At 75.8% G+C, this 14,900-nt stretch carries 12 protein-coding genes; 5 read left to right on the forward strand and 7 right to left on the reverse strand.

The genetic code is table 11. From position 1 onward, the window contains the following. The first annotated feature begins 24 nt into the window (after positions 1-24). Complete coding sequence (locus B086_RS0128150; protein WP_018569777.1) at positions 25-1,311, forward strand: Gfo/Idh/MocA family protein; 1,287 nt, start codon at positions 25-27, stop codon at positions 1,309-1,311. Between the two features lie 28 nt (positions 1,312-1,339). On the opposite strand, the gene B086_RS0128155 is transcribed toward B086_RS0128150, so the two are convergent. Beyond that, the gene (locus tag B086_RS0128155) at positions 1,340-2,260 is read right to left on the reverse strand and encodes an LLM class F420-dependent oxidoreductase (RefSeq protein WP_026252892.1); all 921 of its coding nucleotides are present in this window, start codon (positions 2,258-2,260) and stop codon (positions 1,340-1,342) included. A gap of 249 nt (positions 2,261-2,509) precedes the next feature. Here B086_RS0128155 and B086_RS0128160 point away from each other — a divergent pair, with 249 nt between their 5' ends. Beyond that, a complete protein-coding gene (locus B086_RS0128160; RefSeq protein ID WP_018569779.1) occupies positions 2,510-5,434 on the forward strand; it encodes a GH92 family glycosyl hydrolase in 2,925 nt (974 codons plus the stop codon). Between the two features lie 93 nt (positions 5,435-5,527). Here B086_RS0128160 and B086_RS0128165 read toward each other — a convergent pair whose 3' ends face one another. Beyond that, positions 5,528-5,881, reverse strand: coding sequence for a DoxX family protein (locus B086_RS0128165; RefSeq protein WP_018569780.1), 354 nt, complete (start codon positions 5,879-5,881; stop codon positions 5,528-5,530). 141 nt (positions 5,882-6,022) lie between these two features. On the opposite strand from B086_RS0128165, the gene B086_RS0128170 reads away from it, so the two are divergent. Then, a complete protein-coding gene (locus tag B086_RS0128170; protein WP_018569781.1) occupies positions 6,023-6,925 on the forward strand; it encodes a LysR family transcriptional regulator in 903 nt (300 codons plus the stop codon). Positions 6,926-6,938: 13 nt separating this feature from the next. Here the strand turns inward: B086_RS0128170 and B086_RS0128175 are convergent, their stop codons facing one another. After that, positions 6,939-7,754, reverse strand: a complete 816-nt coding sequence (locus B086_RS0128175) for a sulfite exporter TauE/SafE family protein (RefSeq protein WP_018569782.1) — start codon at positions 7,752-7,754, stop codon at positions 6,939-6,941. 92 nt (positions 7,755-7,846) lie between these two features. Between B086_RS0128175 and B086_RS0128180 the strand changes: the two genes are divergently transcribed. Continuing rightward, positions 7,847-8,653: an AraC family transcriptional regulator gene (locus B086_RS0128180; RefSeq protein ID WP_018569783.1), complete on the forward strand. Its 807-nt coding sequence runs from the start codon at positions 7,847-7,849 to the stop codon at positions 8,651-8,653. Between the two features lie 9 nt (positions 8,654-8,662). On the opposite strand, the gene B086_RS0128185 is transcribed toward B086_RS0128180, so the two are convergent. The 4 genes from B086_RS0128185 to B086_RS0128200 form a co-directional block, all read right to left on the reverse strand. After that, complete coding sequence (locus tag B086_RS0128185) at positions 8,663-9,850, reverse strand: lanthionine synthetase LanC family protein (RefSeq protein WP_018569784.1); 1,188 nt, start codon at positions 9,848-9,850, stop codon at positions 8,663-8,665. Positions 9,851-9,912: 62 nt separating this feature from the next. Next, a complete protein-coding gene (locus tag B086_RS45120; protein ID WP_018569785.1) occupies positions 9,913-10,068 on the reverse strand; it encodes a hypothetical protein in 156 nt (51 codons plus the stop codon). Positions 10,069-10,084: 16 nt separating this feature from the next. Continuing rightward, positions 10,085-12,748: a lantibiotic dehydratase gene (locus B086_RS45985; protein ID WP_018569786.1), complete on the reverse strand. Its 2,664-nt coding sequence runs from the start codon at positions 12,746-12,748 to the stop codon at positions 10,085-10,087. Between the two features lie 2 nt (positions 12,749-12,750). Then, entirely contained in the window at positions 12,751-13,722 is a 972-nt protein-coding gene (locus B086_RS0128200; protein ID WP_018569787.1) for a thiopeptide-type bacteriocin biosynthesis protein, read from the reverse strand. Positions 13,723-13,960: 238 nt separating this feature from the next. Between B086_RS0128200 and B086_RS0128205 the strand changes: the two genes are divergently transcribed. After that, positions 13,961-14,863 (forward strand): endonuclease/exonuclease/phosphatase family protein, encoded by a 903-nt coding sequence (locus B086_RS0128205; RefSeq protein ID WP_018569788.1) that lies wholly within the window; start codon positions 13,961-13,963, stop codon positions 14,861-14,863. The last annotated feature ends 37 nt before the right edge of the window (positions 14,864-14,900 follow it).

The raw sequence follows: 14,900 nt of genomic DNA on the forward strand, positions 1-14,900 counted from the left end.
GGCGCGCCGGAAGGGAGGACGACCATGACCGAGGTGACGCTCCTGCTGGTGGGGGCCGGACTGCGCGGGATGACCTACGCGCGCCACGCCCAGGCGGGCGGGGCGGCGCGGGTGGTCGCCGTGGCCGAGCCCGACCCGGAGCGGCGGGCGCGGGCCGCCGCCGAGTTCGGCGTCCCGCCCGAGCGGACCCACGGCGACTGGCGGGAGGCCGCCGCCGCGGGCCGGGTCGCCGACGCGTGCGTCATCGCCACCCAGGACCGCGACCACACCGGGCCCGCGCTGGCGCTGGCCGCCCTCGGCCACCACATCCTCCTAGAGAAGCCCATGGCGACCACCGCGCGGGAGGCCGCCGCGATCACGGAAGCCGCCCGCGAGCACGGTGTCCTGCTGGCGGTGTGCCATGTGCTGCGCCACACCGGCTACACCCGGCGGCTGAAGGCGCTGCTCGCCGAGGGCCGCATCGGACGGCTCGTCAGCGTGCAGCACCTGGAGCCGGTGGGATGGTGGCACCAGGCGCACTCGTTCGTCCGGGGCAACTGGCGGCGCGCCGACACCTCGGCGCCGATGCTGCTCACCAAGGCGTGCCACGACATCGACTGGCTGGTGCACCTCGTCGGGGAGACACCCGCGCGGGTCGCGTCCTTCGGTTCGCTGACCCATTTCAGGGCCGGGGACGCACCGGCCGGGGCCGCCGCCCGCTGCACGGACTGCCCGCTGGAGACCACCTGCCCGTACTCCGCGAAGCGGCTCTACCTGGGCTGCCTCGGCGATCCGGAGCAGGAGTTCTGGCCGCTGTCGGCGGTGACGGCGGACCACACGGAGGCGGGGGTGCTGGAGGCGCTGCGCACCGGGCCGTACGGGCGCTGCGTGTACGCCTGCGACAACGACGTGGTGGACCACCAGGTGGTCACGATGGAGTTCGCCTCCGGTGCCACCTGTTCGTTCACCATGAGCGCCTTCACGCCGATGGAGCAGCGCCGCACCCGGCTGATGGGCACGCACGGCTTCGTGGAGGGGGACGGCACCACGCTGCGGGTGGTCGACTTCCGCGACGGCGCCGAGGAGTTCGTCGATCTCGCCGCGGAGGCCGGTGCGCAGGCGGGTCCGTCCGCCGAGGACGGCCACGGCGGCGGTGACGAGGCGCTGACCGAGGCGTTCGTCGCCGCCGTCGCGACCGGGGACGCCTCGCTGCTGCTGTCGGACGCCGAGGAGAGCCTGGCCACCCACCGGGTGGTGTGGGCGGCCGAGCACGCCAGGACGACCGGGACGGTGGTGGAGGTCGCCGACTGGGCCGCGGCAGTAGCCGGTTGAGAGCGCGGCGGGGGCCGGGCGGGGGGTGTCAGGCCAGTTCGCCCAGCGCCTCCCAGGTGCGCAACCGGTCGTCGGGTCCGCCGAGTTCGCTGCCGGAGACGACGACCTCGGTGGCACCGGCGTCGCGGTAGCCGCGGACGGTGTCGGCGAGGGTCTTCTCGTCGCCGATGGCGGCGAGTTCCACCGGGTGGGCGACGCCGGACTGCTCGATGACCCGGGCGTAGGACGGGATCTGCCGGTAGAAGGAGAGCGCCTCGTGGGCGGCGGCACGCACCCGTTCGGGGTCGGCGGTGACGACGCCGGGCACGAAGGCGACGACGCGGGGCGCGGGGCGGCCGGCCTCCTCGGCGGCCCGGGTGAGGGCCGGGACGATGTGCTGCTCCAGGGCGCGCGGACCGGCGAGATAGGGCAGGATGCCGTCGGCGAGCCGGCCGCTGACCCGCAGGGACTGCGGTCCCATCGCGGCGACGAGCAGCGGCACGGCGGGCTCCGCGCCGGGCACCGAGGCGGGCAACGGCGTCCGGGCGGTGAGCAGTTCGCCCTCGAAGTCGGCCTGCCCGGTCTCGGTGAGCGAGCGCAGCGCGGTCAGGAACTCGCGCAGCCGGGCGACGGGCCGCTCGAAGGGCAGTCCGAAGGCGCCCTCGGTGAACAGCTTGGTGCCCAGGGCGAGTCCGAGGTGGTAGCGGCCCCCGGTGGCGGCCTGGACGGTCTGGGCCTGGCTGGAGACGAGCAGCGGATGCCGGCCGAAGACCGGCAGCGCGGAGGTGCCGAGGTGGATGCCGGGCACCTCGCGCCCGACGATCGCGGCGATCGTCGGCGAGTCGTAGCCGAAGGTCTGGCCGAACCAGAGGGATCCGAGCCCGGACGCGCGCGCCTGCCGTGCCTGGCGCACCACCTCCTCGACGGGCAGCGCGGATCCGGTCGTGTCGATGGTCACTCCCACAGTCATGTGGGGGTCAACGGCGGTGCGGTGCCCGGGGATTCCGGCTCCGGTGTGAACAGTTCATTGCGTGTGGACACTTCGTCGCGGCGGACGGGAGCCGGGACGTCGGGGCTGGTTCCGGCAGCGTTCACACGGCGGCCCCGTCCGTTCACGCGTGTGTCGCGCTCCCTCGCCAAGGTAGCCTCCTGGCCCGCGAGTTGTCGGCGCGGATCCCTGTCAGCGGCAGTGAAGGACACGACCACCATGTGGAGATCAGTGACGCGGCTGAGGCCGCGCCGCCCCGGACCCCGGCCACGACGGCTGCTGGCCGGCGCCCTCGCCCTGGGCACCGTCCTGGCGGGCCTCGCGCCCGCCACGGCCTCGGCCTCGGCCTCGGGGCGCGGCGTCGACCCGTACGACGCCGTGGACCAGTTCATCGGCACCCGGCTGGACACCGGTCAGGACAAGGGCAACAGCGCGTACGGCGACACCTACCCCGGGGCCACCGTCCCGTTCGGCATGGTGCAGTCCAGCCCGACGACGTACCGCAGCGGCGACGGCGACCAGAAGGGCGGGTACGAGTACACCGCGGACCGGCTGCGCGGCTTCGGGATGACCCGGCTGTCCGGCACCGGCTGCGAGGGCCGGTTCAGCGCCTTCGACTTCCCGGTGCTGCCCTACACCGGTGAGCTGCCCGGCGGCGCGCTGCCCGTCAGCCCGGCCACCCGTGTCACCGACTACTACCTGCCGTTCCGCCACGACCGGGAGCAGGCCCGGCCGGGGTACTACAAGGTGCGCACCGACAACGATGTCAGCACCGAGCTGACCGCCACCACCCGCACAGCGGTCAGCCGGTACGACTTCTCCGGGGCGGCCCGCTCCACGCTGCTCATCGACGTGGCGGGCTCCAACAACCGCGTCTTCGGCAGCCAGGTCACCGTCTTCGGCAACACCGTCAGCGGCTGGGTGGAGTCCGCCGCGGTCTGCGACGTCGGGGGCCGCTACCGCGCCTACTTCTCGACCACCTTCGACCGGCCGGTGCGCGCCTTCGGCACCTGGCAGGGCGGCACCGTCACCCCGGGCTCGGCCACCGCGCAGAGCACCGGCACCGCGCACGGGGCGGGCGCCTACCTGGTCTTCGACCAGGGCGCCAGGGTCACGGCGAAGAGCGGGCTGAGCTATGTGAGCGTCGCGGGCGCCGCGCACAACCGCGACACCGAGACCCGCTCGCTCGGCTTCGACGCGGTCCGCGACCGGGCCGCGCGGACCTGGCGCGAGGCGCTGGGCACGCTCGCGGCGGACGGCGGCGCACGGGACCGGCGCGTCACGTTCTACACCGCGCTCTACCACGCGCTGCTGCACCCCAATGTGTTCGACGACGCCGACGGCCGCTGGACCGGCTACGACGGACAGGTCCACCGAGTGGCCAGGGGCCGTCACGAGTACGTCACCTACTCGGGCTGGGACGCCTACCGCGGCCAGGCGCAGCTGGTCGCGCTGCTCTTCCCGAAGGTCGGCGACGACATCAACCAGTCGATCGTCGACATGGTGCGGCAGACCGGCACCTGGCCCAACTGGCCGCATCTGAACCAGTCGCAGCAGAAGATGAGCGGCGACTCCCTCCAGTCGCTGCTGGCCTCCGTGGACGCCTTCGGCAGCACCCACTACGACCGGGCCGGTGCCCTGGCCTCCATGAAGGCCACCCAGTCGCTGCCGGCCACGGCTACCCGGCGCGCGGGCGCCCAGCAGTACTTCAGCACCGGCTTCCTGGAGAGCCGCCGGGGCGGCTCGGCCACCTCCACCACGCTGGAGTACGCCATCGACGACTTCGGCATCGCCCAGCTCGCCGGGCGGCTCGGCGACCGCGACGCGTACCGGACCTTCATGGCGCGGGCGCAGAACTGGCAGAACGTCTTCGACGACACGACCCGGCAGATACGCCCCCGGGACCGCACGGGCTTCGACCGCGACTTCGACCTGGGCCGGCGCGGCGACCAGTTCGACCAGGCCACCGGCTACCAGTACGGCTGGCTGGTGCCGCACGACGTGGGCACGCTGATCGAGAAGCGCGGCGGCGTCGCGCGGGTCACCGCCGAACTGGACGAGCACACCAAGGACCTGGACGCGGGCGTGTACGGCGTCACCGGCGCCTACCTCAGCAACCAGCCCAGCTTCTCCATGCCGTACGTCTACAACTGGCTGCGGCGCCCGGACCGCACGGCCGACGTACTGCGCCGGGCGGTCACCGAGCTGTACAGCACCTCGCCCTCGGGGCTGCCGGGCAACGACGACCTCGGCTCGCTCAGCGCCTGGTACGTCTGGGCGAACCTGGGCGTCTACCCCTCGGTCTACGGCACCGCCGACCTGGTGGTCTCCGCGCCCATGTTCGACCATGTGCGGATCAGGAGCGCGGGCACCGGCCGCACCCTGACCCTCAGGGCGGACGGGGTCTCGCAGGGCCGGGTGTACGTCGCCGGGCTGCGGGTGGACGGGCGGCGCAGCACACGCTCCTGGGTGGACGAGAGCTTCACCCGCCGGGGCGGCACGCTGACGTTCACCATGGCGCGGACCCCGGGCACCTGGGGCACCGGCGCGGGCGACGTGCCGCCGTCGTACACGGACGGCGCCGACGCCCGCAACGACATCGGCACCACCCCGGCGGGCCGGGGCGACCTCGGTTCCCTGGACCTGAGCGGCAACTCGCTCTCCCGCGACCGGCTGGCCGCGGCCGGTGCGGCGCCGGGTGCGCGGCTGCCGCTCGGTGACACCGGTGCCGTGTTCACCTGGCCGGACACCGCGCCGGGCGAGCCGGACAACTGGATCCCGCACGGCCAGCGCATCGCGCTCGGCGGCGCCCGCGGCACCGGGATCACCTTCCTCGGTCTGGCCACCAACGGGCCCGCGCAGGGCGAGGCGGTGGTGGAGTACACCGACGGCTCCACCCAGCGGGTGCCGGTCGGGCTCACCGACTGGACGCCGGGCACGGACTACCGGTTCGGCAATGTCCCGCTGGTCACCACCGAGGGGCGCAACACCGCGGGCGGCGGCAGCGACAGCGCGCAGGCCAAGGTGTTCGCCACCGCGCCGGTGGCGCTCGACCCGGACCGGCGCGTCGCCTCGGTCGTGCTGCCGCAGGGCAGTGACCGGGGTGTGCTGCACCTCTTCGACGTCGCCCTGACCAGCGGTCCGCTGACGGGCTGACCGCGCCGTCCTGCTCCCCCGCCCGGCGGCCGTCCGTTCCACGCTCCGGTGAGCCGGTGGAGCGGGCGGCCGCGGCGCCGCGCGGCCGGGGTGTCAGACGCCGGCCACCGCGAGCACGCAGCACGCCGCCGCGAGCGCCAGGAAGGCGCTCGGGAAGGCGATGTTGTGCAGGACCCGGGTGCGGAGGTGCACCGCGACGGCTCCGGTGTAGAAGAGCACCAGACCGGTCGCCGCCGCGACGTCCAGGTGCCACAGGCCCAGGAGTCCGGCGAGCAGCCCGAGCGCTCCGGCGGCCTTGAGCGCGGCGAGCACCGGGATCCAGGGCGGCCGCACACCGACCTCGGCCGCGTTGGCGCGGACGAACCGCGCGCCCGCGAGGTCGGCGGCGGCGACACCGGCGTTGGCGGCGATGGTCAGGGCGGCGATGACGGCGTATGTGGTGGACATGGCGAGGGCAACCGTTCGGGCTCGGTGGACGGGACGGCGCGACGGGCGGAGCGGGAGTGCGCGGACCTGGTCCCGTCGGCGTGTCCAGCGTCTTGCGCGGCCCCCGGTTGCGTCCAATACCTGCGTCTATAACGTATGGGCATGGACATCGACACCCGGCTGCTGCGGACGTTCGTGACGGTGGCCGAGGAGGGGACGCTCACCCGGGCCGCCCAGCGGCTGTTCGTGTCGCAGCCCGCCCTCACCAAGCAGATCAAGCAGTTGGAGACCGTTCTGCGCACCACGCTCTTCGAGCGCTCCCGGGAGGGCATGACCCTGACCGCGCCGGGGCGGGAGCTGGCCCGGGAGGCACCGGCCGTGCTGGCGGCCTGGGACCGGGCGCTGCGGCAGACGAAGAGCACGGCGGACCGGGCGCGGCGGGTGCTGCGCGTGGGCTTCCTGGCCAGCGCCGCCAACGAGGCCACGCCCGCCATCATCGCCGACCTCGGCCGCCGCAGGCCGGGCTGGCGGGTCGAGATGCGCCAGGCGTCCTGGTCCGATCCGACCGCGGGTCTCGCCCAGGCCGAGGTGGACGCCGCGCTGCTGCGGCTGCCGTTCCCCGGCCAGGACGCCTTCCGCACACGGGAGTTGCTGACCGAGCCCCGCTGGGTGGCGCTGCCCGCCGCGCATCCGCTGGCGGGGCGCGAGCGGATCGCCTTCGCCGACCTGTGGGACGAGCCGTTCGTCGCCGCGCCCGCCGCCACCGGCGTATGGCGGGAGCTGTGGCTGGCGTCGGACGAGCGCGCGGGCCGTCCGGTGCGCATCGGCGCGGTCACCGACCAGCCCGACGACTGGCTGAGCGCCATCGCCAACGGGTACGGCGTCGCCCTCGCCCCGGCGTCGGCGGCGCGCTTCTACGCCCGGCCCGGCGTGGTCTACCGGCCGGTCGACGGGGTGAGTCCGACCCGGGTCGGGGTCGCCTGGTCCCCGGCGGCCGACGCGGACCCGGTGGTGCAGGACTTCGTACGCTGCTGTCTCGCGCACCGCGAGCCCTCCGGCGCGTGAGGCTCCGGCACCGTCACAGCCCGCCCGCCACCGTCACGGCCAGTACGAGGACGAGCAGCGCGACATAGGCGACGGAGTGGATCCGGTCGGGGACGCGGGCGCCGAGCCGCCTGGCCACCGCGATGGTGGGCAGCGAGCCGCACAGCAGCGCGGCGCACGCGACGAGGTCGACGTAGCCCACGCGGCCGGTGTGCGCGGGGGCCGCGGGCGCCAGCGCGTAGACGAGGGTGCCCGCGAGGGCGACGGGGACGCTGAGCGGGTTGGCGAGCGCGGTGGCGGTGGCCATGGGCAGTCCGCGGCGGCGCAGCAGCGGGACCGTCATGACGCTGCCGCCGACGCCGAGACTCGCGGCGACGGTGCCGATGCCGACCCCGCCGAGCGTCGTGGTGAACCGCCCCAGCGGGCGCGGCCCGCCGTCGCCGCCGACGGCGAGGAATCCCTTGCGCAGCACGCTGTCCGCGATGGTGACCAGCAGGTACCCGGCGAACAGCACACGCAGCACGGTGTCGCCGAGCCGGGTCGCCACCAGGGAGCCGAGCGCGGCGCCCAGCAGGACGTAGCCGGCCAGCGGCCACACGTACTCCCGGCGGATCCGCCCGGCCCGGTGCTGGGCCGCGGTCGCGGAGACGGCGTTGACCACCATGACGGCCGTCGAGGTGGCGATCGCCACGTGCATGGCGTCGGCGGAGCCGTCGTGCGCGGTCGCGCCGAGGACCCCGTAGACGACGGGGACGGTGACGAAGCCGCCGCCGAAGCCGAAGAGCACCGTGGTGACGCCGGTCAGGCAGCCGAACAGGAGGAGCGTCAGGAACGAGGACAGAGTGAACACCGTGACGACGCTACGGAGCGGCCGGTGTGGCGGGCAATCGACTGTTCGCCACATCCTTACGCGCAGCCGACAGCCCGGCGTAGGGTGGCCGGGTGCGCAACGTACCGGTCGACGAGGTGGACGCCCTGGACCGCGCGGTGCTCGCCATCGGCACCGACTACCCGTACGGGCATCTGCTGCCCCGGCACGAGCACCGCCGTGCCCAGGTGCTGTACGCGGCCACCGGGGTGATGGAGGTCGAGACGGACGACGGCGCCTGGACGGTGCCCACGGCCCGCGCGGTCCTCGTCCCGCCACGGGTGCCCCACCAGGTCACGATGACGGGGGTCAGCACCCGCAGTCTGTACATCGAGCCCGCCGCCGCCCCGTGGTTCCCGGACCGCTGCCGGGTGGTGGAGGTGTCCGCGCTGCTGCGGGCGCTGCTCCTCGCGGCCGTCGACATGGCGCCGCGCTATCCGGCGCACGGCCGGGACGCGGCCGTCGTCGAACTGATCCTGCACGAACTGCGGACGGTGACCCCGCTCCCCCTCGATGTGCCGCTGCCCGCCGATCCGGGGCTGCGGCGGCTGTGCGAGGCGTTCCTGCGGGCCCCGGACATCCATGATCCGCCCGCCCGCTGGGCGGCGGCCCTCAGCATCAGCGAACGCACCCTGGGCCGGCTCTTCCGGCGCGGCACCGGGCTGAGCTTCGCGCAGTGGCGGCAGCGGGCGTGCGTCCTGCGCTCGGTGCACGCGCTGGCCGCGGGCACCCCGGTGACCCGGGTCGCGGTCTCGCTCGGGTACGAGAACCCCGCGGCGTTCACGACGGCCTTCCGGGGGCTGCTGGGCCGCGCCCCCTCCGCCTACCTGGCCCGGCCGCCCCGCGGCACGCTCCCCCACCGGGGCGGACCGCACCCCTGACACGGGCGGTCAGCGCAGGCCCAGGCAGGGCAGCCAGGCCCGGGAGGCGGCCGGGCCGGTGGCGGTGAGCAGGGCGCTCAGCACACCGGGCAGGCCGCCCAGCAGATCGGCCGGCCACGCGTCGTACGGGCCGCCGGGCAGCCGGGCGGCCAGATGGCGGACGAGGCGTTCCGCGAGCACCCCGGCGGCGGGCAGTCCGGCGTGCCGGTGCAGGGCGTCGGCGACGCACAGTACGCCCGCTGCGCCGTGGCACAGGCCGAGGCGGTCGGCGGGTGTCCCGCCGTAGAGGTGGAAGTCCTCGTCGTAGTGGTCGGTGAGCGTGCGGAAGGCGGCCAGGGCCCAGTCGGCGGTCACCGGATCGTCCAGGGCGTCGGCCGCGTCCCACAGGGCCCAGGCCGCGCCGGGTGTGCCGTAGCACCACGCCTGGCGGGGCCGGGCGGCGGGCGACGGCGACGGGTCGGGCCCGGCCTCCGGCCAGGTGCGGATGCCGCGTTCGTCGTCGTGGGCCTGGCGGACGAGCCAGGCGGCGGCCCGGGTGAGCGCGGCGGTGAGCGCCGGGTCGGGGGCGAGGCGGCGCACGGCGGCGGTGAGCGCCGTGACCACACCGGCGACGCCGTGCCCCATGCCGGTGTTGATCCGGCCCTGCGTCCAGGCGAGATGGGGGTGCCCCTCGTACTGTCCGGCGCGCAGCCGGGGCAGTTCGCTCTCGTCGCACAGGAGGGCGAGGTGCGCGGCGAGCGGGCGCAGCGCGTCGGGCCGCGGCCGGCCCGCGCACAGCGCGAGGAGCGTCCCGGCGGGTCCGGAGATCAGGTCGTAGTCGGGGAAGGCGACGTCATGGGTGCGGTACGCGGGCAGCCGGGTGCCCAGATGGGCGGCGAGCCGGTCGGCGACCTGGTCGAGGGCCGGGTGCAGGCGGGCGCCCAGACGCAATCCGACGAGGGTGCCGGCGAGGCCGCCGTCGTGCAGGGCGGGGTGGGCCGGGCCCCGTCCGGCGGTGCGTGCCCAGACGGCCACCGCGGCACGGGCGGTGTCGCCGTCGCGGGGGTTCTCCGCGACGAGTCCCGCCAGTACGGGGATTCCGGGGTCGCCGGGGTGCGCGGTGCCCCCCGGCGCCGCGGTCCACTCCTTCAGGCAGCGGACGGCGTGGGCCCGCACCTGTTCGCGGACGGTGGCCGGCGGGAGGGTCTCGGACGCCATCGGGCTCCTTCGGGATGCGCCGGGCGGAGCCGCCCGCCTCGGCGGGCGGCTCCTGGGTGCGGTCAGGCACAGATGACGACCGTGGCACAGACGATGATCGTGCACAGGCCGCTGCAACCTGAGGTCGAGGCGGCGGCCGACGGCAGGTCGCTGTCGCTGATCCGCTCGTCGAGGTCGCTGATGAGGGCGTCGAGTTCGGTGAGTTCGGTGTGGGGCATGGGACTTTCCCTTCTCTCATCGGGTGATGGCCGCCCCGGCGGACCGCCTGGCGGGCGGGCCGGGGACGTCGTGCCGGTGGTGGCCGGCGAGTGTGCGGGCGGCGGACTCGGCGAGCCGCCCGGCGCTCAGGTCGTGCGGCAGCCGCAGCAGCACCTGCGCGGCGACGGCCGCGCCGCCGTGCACCGGGTCGCGCAGCAGCAGGCCGTCGGGGGCCGGGAGCATCTCCTCCACGAGCAGGAAGGCGCCCGCCTGCTGGGCGCACAGCCGCTCCAGGAGATGCAGCGCGGTCAGTGAGGCGAGATCCACGGGCACCGGTTTGGCGCCGGGCGCGGTGCGGACGAACGCGTGCCGGGGCAGTCCGGCGCCGCGCCGCAGCAGTGCGAGGGCGCGCACCTTGGTGAGCGGGTCGTCGCCCGGCTGCCACAGGCGCGAGCGGTCGACACGCCAGGTGGCCGGGGCGAGGACGAGGTCGTCCCCGGCGGTCAGCCGCGGCAGTACGGGCCGGTCGGGCAGCGCCGCGTCCAGGGCGTCCAGGCGCAGCAGATAGGAGGCGGCGGGATGGCTCGCGGCGAGCAGCAGCCGCACGAGGGTGTCGTAGGGCGGGGCGGGTGAGCGGGTGGCGTGGTAGACGGGGACGATGCGGCGGCCGTCCGCCTCGGCGACGATCCGCCGGCCGTCGCGGCGCAGGCTGATGCGGTCCAGCGGAAGGTACCGGGCGTGCCGGGTGAGCGGCCCGTAGTAGGGGGTGGGGTCCGGGTCGCCGGTCCACCAGCGGGTGGTGACGGGACGGCGTACGGCGTTGGCCGAGCGTTCGTTGAGCGGGGGCACGAGCAGGTCGACGAAGCGGACGCCGGTGCGGCGCTCCACGGCGGCCAGGAAGTCGCGGTAGGCGTCGCTGTTTCCGTAGCCGCCGTAGAGGGCGCGCAGGCCGTCGGCGAACCGGGCGTCGAGCACTCCGGCGGCCGAGGCGGTCTCCAGCACGGCGACCGGTCCGCGTCCCTCGGGGGCGGCGAGGGGGCGCAGCAGGCAGTCGACCGGCCAGCAGGGCAGTGCGGACTCGGCCGCGGGGGCGCCCAGTTCGTCGAGGAGGGCGTCGTCCACCGAGACATGGGCGGCGCCGGAGCGGGCGGCGGCGTCCAGCCGGTCGAGGAGGCGGGCGTAGGGGCCGGCGGGGTCGTGGGCGGGGGCCCAGCCGGTGGGGTGGCGCGGTGCGGGCCGCGGCTGTTCGGCGGGCAGCCGTTCGGCGAGGAACTCGCTGACCGGGCGGGGCTGTTCGGTGAGTCCGGCGAACTCGGGGCGCTCGGCGGGCGGGTCCGGCGGGCTGTCGGCGGCGCGCAGGGCGGCGATACGGGCCGCGGTCCGCAGGCCGTCGCGCACGCGCGCGGCCGCGGCTCCGGGGACACGGGTGCGCGGGTGCGGCCTGCGGTAGGAGTCGAGGAACCAGTGGCCGGTGTCCGTGGTGCCCGGGGTGTTCGCGGGAGTACGGGGCAGGGGTGCCCCGGTGGTGACGGCGGCGGCCGGGATCCAGTCCGCGCAGTGGCGGCGGGGCGCCCGGCAGATCTGGAGGACGCCGAGGGCGAGCAGGTGCTGGAGGAAGCCGCGCAGCACCTCGGTGGAGGCCATCGGTGGTGAGCCGGGCGGTGCGGCGGCGGTCGCCAGGGCCGCTTCGAGGTCGCCGAGGGGGCGAGGGCCGTCGGCGAGGACGGCGAGGACGCCCTCCAGGGCGCGGGTGCGGCGCAGCACGATCTGCCGCAGCCGTCCCGGTTCGCGGGGGTCGACGACGTAGCAGCGGACCTGGCCGGGGGTGCTGCCGGGGGCGGCGGTGGGCGGTTCGGTGAAGTGCAGGGGGGCGGGGGTCAGCAGCAGCGTGGCGGGCGCGGTGCGCAGTTCGGTGGGGGCCGGGCGGGTGCGGACCAGGTGGACGTTCTCCACGGCCACGGCGGCGAGGGCGCCGAGGGCGGCCCCGGGGGGCAGCAGCAGCGGGCCGCCGCCATCACCGGCGGTGACCGGGAGCGCGGCGATCTGCCCGGCCCAGCCGCGCGGTGTGGTCTTCGCCGCGGCCCGGCCCATGGCCCGCCACAGGTAGGCGGCGCGCTTGCGCAGCCGCCTGCTCGACCAGGTGTCGCCCGCGGCGAGCCGGCGCCGTACGTCGTCGGCGAGTCCGGGCGCGGCGCTGTCGAGGAAGGCCCGCAGGAACGGGCTGTCGCTCGCGGTCCGCCAGGCCCAGGTGGCGAGGCGTTCCTGTTCGTCCGCGATCGCCCGCCGCAGTGCGGCCAGGGTCTCGTCGGCCGCCTCGGTGCGGCGCAGCAGGTCGTGGACCGCTTCGGCGAGCGGGGCGGGGACGGCGGCCGAGCCGCGCAGCAGCAGGTGGTCGGCGGGGCGCGGCGGGAGGCCGGAGTGCAGCCGCCGCCGCAGGGCGAGGACGGCGCCGCGTTCGGCGGCCCGCAGCGCGGGGTGGGGCACGGCCTCCTCGCCCAGCCGGTCGGCCAGCACGCGGGCCCGCTCGGCGAGCCGTTCGGCGGTGTCGGTGTGCCGCAGCACGGCGTCGAACAGCTGGGGGGCGGCGCCCGCGGTCCAGGCGTCGCAGGGCATTCCGGCGACGCGCAGCAGCGCGGTGTTCCCGAGCGCCTGCCCGGCGGTGTCGGTCGGCGCGGGGATCCGCGCCGTCGGCCGGCCCATGGTCAGTCCGTCCCGTCGTGGCCGTCGGCGGCGAGCGCCTCCGTGAGCAGGCACTGCCGTGCGGTGGAGAGCCGGCCGCGGTTCCAGTGGAAGATGACGTGGTGGGCGGCGGCGCGGCGGGGGCCGACGGTGGCCGCGCCGGAGGCGAAGTAGTGGGTGCGCCAGCGCTCGGCGGCCCGCCGCACCTCCTCGGTGTGCGGGCCGAGCAGGTCCCGCCAGTCCTTCGGCAGGGCGGCGAGGCGGGATGCGGGGTCCTGCTCCCAGTACGCGCGGATGCCGTCGGCGGCGCGGCGGCGGTCCGGCTCGTCGAGGCCGCCGGGCAGGCGGCGCCCGGTCTCCTCCCGGACCGCCTGCCAGACCCCGCGGTGCTCCCAGCCGACGATGCCGAGGCCCTCGAAGACGGCGCCCAGCAGTGTCAGGGAGATCCGCCAGTCCGCGGGCGCGGGCCCGTCGGCGGCGGTGTGGGCGTCCAGCCAGGCCAGCGAGTCGGCGGTGAACAGGGCGTGCACATGGGGCATGGAGCGGGGGCCGCCGAAGAGGTACGTCTCCGGTTCGTACACCTCGGCGACCGGCCGGGTCCAGGGCGTGTCCGCGGTCGCCGGGTCCAGGCGGCGGGTGAGGGCGGTGCGCAGTTCCCCGGCCCGGGAGGGGTGCGCGGCGCGGAACCTGACGCGCAGTCCGGGCGGTTTGTGCATGAAGAAGAAGTCGCGGGCGGGTCCGGTGCCGAGCAGGTCGCCGGCGGTCCGGGCGAGGCGCCGGTACAGGCGGGGCCAGCCGGCCGGCTCGGCGCGGACGTTGAGCTGGACCCAGGCCGCCTCGGGCGCGTGGGCGCGCAGGGCGTGCAGTCCCGCGGTCAGGAAGGTCCGGCGGGCCGCGGTGTAACCGGCGTCCTCGGGGTCCAGCGGGACGGTGCCCATGGGGGCGGTGCGCGCGTCGTCCAGGCAGTCGGCCAGCAGTCGTTCGACCTGCACCATGCGGTCTCACCTCGCAAGGGACGGAAATCCACCCTTGTGATGTCCGGACCGCGCGGACGACAAAGCCTGATCAGACTTCTTCATATCATCAACAGAAGTGCGCGAGCGTACGTTCAGCCCCACCCATTACAGTCGGGTGCGCCGGGGGCCCACCGGCGCCGCCCGCCCAGGCGCACCGGCCGGATCCCGGGGCTCGTCCGTAGCACCGCTCTCTCACCCGGAGGACCGTGTGACTCGTGTGACAGGCACCGCCCGACCCACCGTCCGCGGCGTTCTGGCCGCCCTGGCGCTCACCGCAGCGGCCACGCTCGCGGCGGCCTCCCCCGGCGCCGCCGCGGCGCGCCCGCAGACCGGGGCGCCGCAGACCGGGGCGCCGCACGGCGCCTCGCCGGTGCCGTTGCGGGTGGCCACCTACAACATCCACGCCGGCGCGGGCGAGGACGGCGTCCTCGACCTCGACCGCACCGCGCGGGCGATCGGCGCGCTGCACGCCGATGTGATCGGCCTTCAGGAGGTCGACGTGCGCTGGGGCGAGCGCAGCGCGTACACCGACGAGGCGCGCGAACTGGCCCGGCGGCTGCGCATGCGGGTGTTCTTCGCGCCCATCTACGACCTGCCCGCCGACCCGGGGCACACGGCGCGGCGGCGGTTCGGTGTCGCGGTGCTCAGCCGCCTGCCGCTGGTGAGCGCCGAGAACCACGACATCACCCGGCTCTCCACCCAGACGCCGGACCCGGTGCCGGAGCCCGCGCCGGGCTTCGCGGAGGTGGCGGTACGGGTCCGGGGCGTCCTCGTGCACGTGTACACGACCCATCTCGACTACCGCGCCGATCCGTCCGTGCGGCGCGCCCAGGTCGACGACACCCTCGCCGTGCTGGCCGCGGACGCGGGCCCGAAGGTGCTGGTCGGGGACTTCAACGCGGAGCCCGGCGCGCCCGAACTGGCCCGGCTGTGGGGGCCGCTGGCCGACGCCGCCCCGCAGGGCGGCAAGACCTATCCGGCGGGCGCTCCCGACCGGCGGATCGATGCCGTGGCCGTCTCCCCCGAGGTCGCGGTGGCCGGGGTCCGCGAGGCGGTCACCACGGCCTCGGACCACCGGCCGGTCGTCGCCGATCTGCTCGTACGGCGCCCGCGCCCCTGAGCGGCGCGGGCCGGACTCCGCTCAGGGGCCACCGCGC

It is taken from the genome of Streptomyces sp. PsTaAH-124 (assembly GCF_000373685.1).
Taxonomy (GTDB): Bacteria; Actinomycetota; Actinomycetes; order Streptomycetales; family Streptomycetaceae; genus Streptomyces; species Streptomyces andamanensis.

Bases quoted from the DNA above. Each gene is read 5' to 3' on its own strand.
- B086_RS0128150 (WP_018569777.1), top strand. From the start codon at position 25: ATGACCGAGGTGACGCTCCTGCTGGTGGGGGCCGGACTGCGCGGGATG.
- B086_RS0128155 (WP_026252892.1), bottom strand. From the start codon at position 2,260: ATGACTGTGGGAGTGACCATCGACACGACCGGATCCGCGCTGCCCGTC.
- B086_RS0128165 (WP_018569780.1), bottom strand. From the start codon at position 5,881: ATGTCCACCACATACGCCGTCATCGCCGCCCTGACCATCGCCGCCAAC.
- B086_RS0128170 (WP_018569781.1), top strand. From the start codon at position 6,023: ATGGACATCGACACCCGGCTGCTGCGGACGTTCGTGACGGTGGCCGAG.
- B086_RS0128185 (WP_018569784.1), bottom strand. From the start codon at position 9,850: ATGGCGTCCGAGACCCTCCCGCCGGCCACCGTCCGCGAACAGGTGCGG.
- B086_RS45120 (WP_018569785.1), bottom strand. From the start codon at position 10,068: ATGCCCCACACCGAACTCACCGAACTCGACGCCCTCATCAGCGACCTC.
- B086_RS45985 (WP_018569786.1), bottom strand. From the start codon at position 12,748: ATGGGCCGGCCGACGGCGCGGATCCCCGCGCCGACCGACACCGCCGGG.
- B086_RS0128200 (WP_018569787.1), bottom strand. From the start codon at position 13,722: ATGGTGCAGGTCGAACGACTGCTGGCCGACTGCCTGGACGACGCGCGC.